Origin of the sequence: Acinetobacter sichuanensis, from assembly GCF_003024515.2 — a bacterium.
Classification (GTDB): domain Bacteria; phylum Pseudomonadota; class Gammaproteobacteria; order Pseudomonadales; family Moraxellaceae; genus Acinetobacter; species Acinetobacter sichuanensis.
This window is the reverse complement of record NZ_PYIX02000102.1, coordinates 1-3,612: the sequence shown is the minus strand read 5'-3', so window position 1 is coordinate 3,612 and position 3,612 is coordinate 1. Positions and strand designations below refer to the sequence as shown.

Sequence of the window (3,612 nt, the reverse complement as noted above, 5' to 3'; positions counted from 1 at the left end):
GGATATTGCGATTGCGAATAAAGCATTCCGACTGAAAGAACTTCAAGAGATGTATGACGACTCTGGTAGGAATAAGCGACTTAAGCAGAATCTACTAAAACAAGCTTTTCAAGAAACAGATGGGCGAGTTACACGGCAAGAAATAGACCATACAACCAATGGTGAATCAATTCAAAAGACGGTTAATGTCTCTAAAGATGAATATCTAAAAGCCCGTCAGGAGGTGGTGAATGACTACTGATTCTGCACGTGACTTGGCGATTGAGGTTGAAGCACAGCAGGATTTATATTTCTTCACTCGCTATATGTTTAAGGAACGCCGTGGCTATAAATGGAAACATAACTGGCATCATCGGGAAATCTGTGATGCTTTGATGCGTGTTTATAACGGTGAGATCAAGCGATTAATTATCAATGTTCCACCGCGTTACTCTAAAACTGAAATTGCTGTGATTAATTTTATGGCTTGGTCATTGGGTAAAAAGCCTGACTGCGAGTTTATTCATATTAGTTATTCTGCAATGTTGGCTGCAAACAATGCCTTTCAAACACGAAATTTAGTACAGGAAGAAGCCTATAAGAAAGTTTTTCCTGACTTAAAACTACGTGATGACAGCAAAGCCAAGGATAACTGGCGTACAGCAGGTGGCGGTGTGTGCTATGCCACAGGGACAGGCGGTACGATCACAGGCTTTGGTGCTGGCAAGATGCGAGACGGTTTTGGTGGATGCATTATTATTGATGATCCACATAAGGCAGATGAAGCATCCTCAAAAACTATCCGTGAAGGTGTTATTGACTGGTTTCAGAACACGCTTGAGTCGCGGACGAACTCGCCTGAAACCCCGATCATTGTCATTATGCAGCGCCTCCATGAAGAAGATCTTGCAGGTTGGTTGTTGGGGGATCGAAAAGACGGCGTTTCTATTGCTGGTGGTAATGGTGAGGTCTGGGATCATATCTGCTTATCCGCCATTCAGGATGATGGATCTGCTTTATGGCCAGCGAAGCATAACATCCAAAAACTTACTTTAATGGAAAAAGCAGCACCTTATGTTTTTGCGGGGCAATACCGACAGCGTCCAGCACCACCTGCGGGTGGTTTTTTTAAACCTGATGAAATTGAAATCGTTGATGCTTTGCCTGCGAGTATTTTGAAAAAAACGCGTGCATGGGACTTGGCGAGTTCAGAAGGTGAAGGTGCTTATACAGCAGGTGTCGGTATGGCAAGTGCCAGTGATGGATACACCTATATTTTTGGTGTAGAGCGTGAGCAACTTGGTCCAGAGAATGTCAATAAACGCATTAAAAGTACTGCTGATCTTGATGGTACAGCCGTCACCATTCGATTACCGCAAGATCCTGGTCAAGCAGGTAAGTCACAAATGAAATCTTTTACTAAGCTTTTAGCTGGATATAACGTAGTGGCTTTACCTGTTTCAGGGGATAAGGTCACACGTGCACAACCATTTGCAGCACAGGTCAACGTAGGCAATGTGCGAATGCTGCGTGGTGAATGGAATAAGGATTTCAAAGATGAACTCCGTAACTTTCCAAACGGTAAATACAAGGACCAAGTGGACGCGGCTGCAGATGCTTTTAATGATTTATACGAAGGCTTTATGCCATTCTTTCCTACAATGGGGTTTGCTCGATGAGTGACGTAACTTTTCAACATCCAGAGTATGTTAAAAATCTTCCCTTATGGGAACAGGTGGATGATGTCTGTAAAGGGCAAAAATCGGTTAAGGATAAAAAAGAAGTCTATTTACCACGAAATAACCCGCAAGATCACAGTCAAGAAGCCAAAGGTTTTTATGACTCATATTTAAAACGCGCTGTATTTTATGGGGTAACAGGAAAAACCCTAGGTAGTCTAGTTGGCGCTGCATTTGCAAAGGATCCAAACTTTAAGTGCCCAGCAGAATTAGAGCATTTAAAGAGAAATGCCAACGGTGCCGGTTTAAGTTTATATCAGCTTTCCCAATCTACCTTACGCCACACACTTAAACATTATCGTAGTGCTCTATATGTTGATTTTCCTGATGTCGCTCCATCACGTAATCGTGCTGAGGAAAAAGCCAAACAAGCTTATCCAATGATTCATTTGCTTTCAGCTAAGGTGGTCATTAATTGGGATACGATCACTGTAGGTAACCAAACCAAGCTCAATTTAGTGGTGATTGCTGAGTCTGTATCTGAACGCGGTAAAGATGGTTTTAGTATTGAAACAAAACAGCAATATCGAGTATTGCGCCTTGAAGATGCTGGTTTGGGCGAGTTTGTATACACGATTGAGATTTATACCAAGTCTGATCAAGGGATCTGGACAGGTCAGGGGCGTAAGATTCCAACGGACTATAATGGAGATGTGTGGAGTTATATTCCATTTACCTTTGTGGGTGCAGTGGATAACTCAGCACAAATTGAAAATTCACCTTTATTGGAACTCGCGGATCTAAATCTTGCTCATTATCGTGATAGTGCAGACTTTCAGGAATCTGTGTATTACATGGGGCATCCACAATATTATGCTTCTGGCATGGACTGGAATTGGTTTGATGAGGCGCAGAAACGTGGTGTTTATATTGGTGCAAAAGGTCATGTTACCCCTGCCACAAGGAGGGACTTTAGGTATTGCACAAGCACAACCGAATACGCTTTCACGTGAAGCCATGAAAGACAAATGGCAACAAATGAAAGAAATGGGCGCGCGTTTAGTTGAGAAAGGCTCTGCAAATAAAACAGCAACTGAGGCTGATAATGATGATGCAGTACAGCATTCTGTACTTTCGTTATGTGTGGTCAATGTCAATGAAGCGGTGAATATGGCACTGCGTTGGTGTACTAAGTTTGTGATGTCAAATCATGATCTAAAACCTGATGTATTGACTTATGTGATTGCTCAAGACTTTAATAAACAAAAATATAGTGTAGAGCGCTCTAGATTGATTTTAGAAATGGTACAGGGTGAGTTACTCCCACCAGAAGTACTTTATCACTACGAGCAAACAGGTACTTTCCCAGAGGATAAATGGGAAAATATCGAAAAGAAAATTGAAGAATATCGTATGAGTAAGCCATTAGGTGGTTATCAACCTTATCAGGGTGTAGGTGATGGACAAGAAGGAAATACAGCAAGCAATTCTTGATGCTTTGAATCAGCATAATTCTTATCTACAACGCTTATCTTCTTCTGCCATCAATGAGCTGCTTAAAAAGTTTGATGGTTATTCTTTGGAAATGTTGACCAAGCTTAGAGAGTTACTAGACGACTTAACTGAAGCTGAAAAAACGATTTTAATGAGTGGGAAGTACAGCACAACATCATTAAAAGAGCTTCAGAGTGTCATGGCGAGTTGGCAACAAGCAATCGCGGTGAATTTGCCACAATTGCTTGATGTGTCGATGGTTGCTTTGGCGACATATGAAGCAGCTTATATTTATAAACTCGCAAATAAAGATGCTCCAGCAATCAGTGGTGAATCTTTACTGAAAAAAGCTAAGAAAGCGCCGTATGCAGGTGGTCAATTAATCGATCATATCTTTCCCGGTATTGCGGATAGTGTCCGAAAGAAAGTTGAGTATGTTATTCGTGATGGCATTGATAAC

The 3,612-nt window shown here is 41.6% G+C and carries 1 protein-coding gene and 3 pseudogenes; all 4 read left to right on the top strand.

The window, feature by feature from the left end:
- Window positions 1-241, top strand: a pseudogene (locus tag C9E89_RS23460) (DUF2280 domain-containing protein); the annotation flags it as partial.
- Window positions 231-1,658 carry a phage terminase large subunit gene (gene terL / locus C9E89_RS21895; RefSeq protein WP_107010215.1) on the top strand — a complete coding sequence of 476 codons (1,428 nt, stop codon included), beginning with the start codon at window positions 231-233 and terminating at the stop codon, window positions 1,656-1,658. The pseudogene C9E89_RS23460 and the gene terL, both read left to right, overlap by 11 nt.
- A pseudogene (locus tag C9E89_RS21890) lies at window positions 1,655-3,152 on the top strand (DUF4055 domain-containing protein). The gene terL and the pseudogene C9E89_RS21890 overlap by 4 nt, the downstream one beginning before the upstream one ends.
- Window positions 3,118-3,612, top strand: a pseudogene (locus C9E89_RS21885) (phage head morphogenesis protein); the annotation flags it as partial. The pseudogenes C9E89_RS21890 and C9E89_RS21885, both read left to right, overlap by 35 nt.

What these genes read in the sequence shown, in the direction of transcription:
- terL (WP_107010215.1), top strand. Translation starts at nt 231, where the DNA reads ATGACTACTGATTCTGCACGTGACTTGGCGATTGAGGTTGAAGCACAG.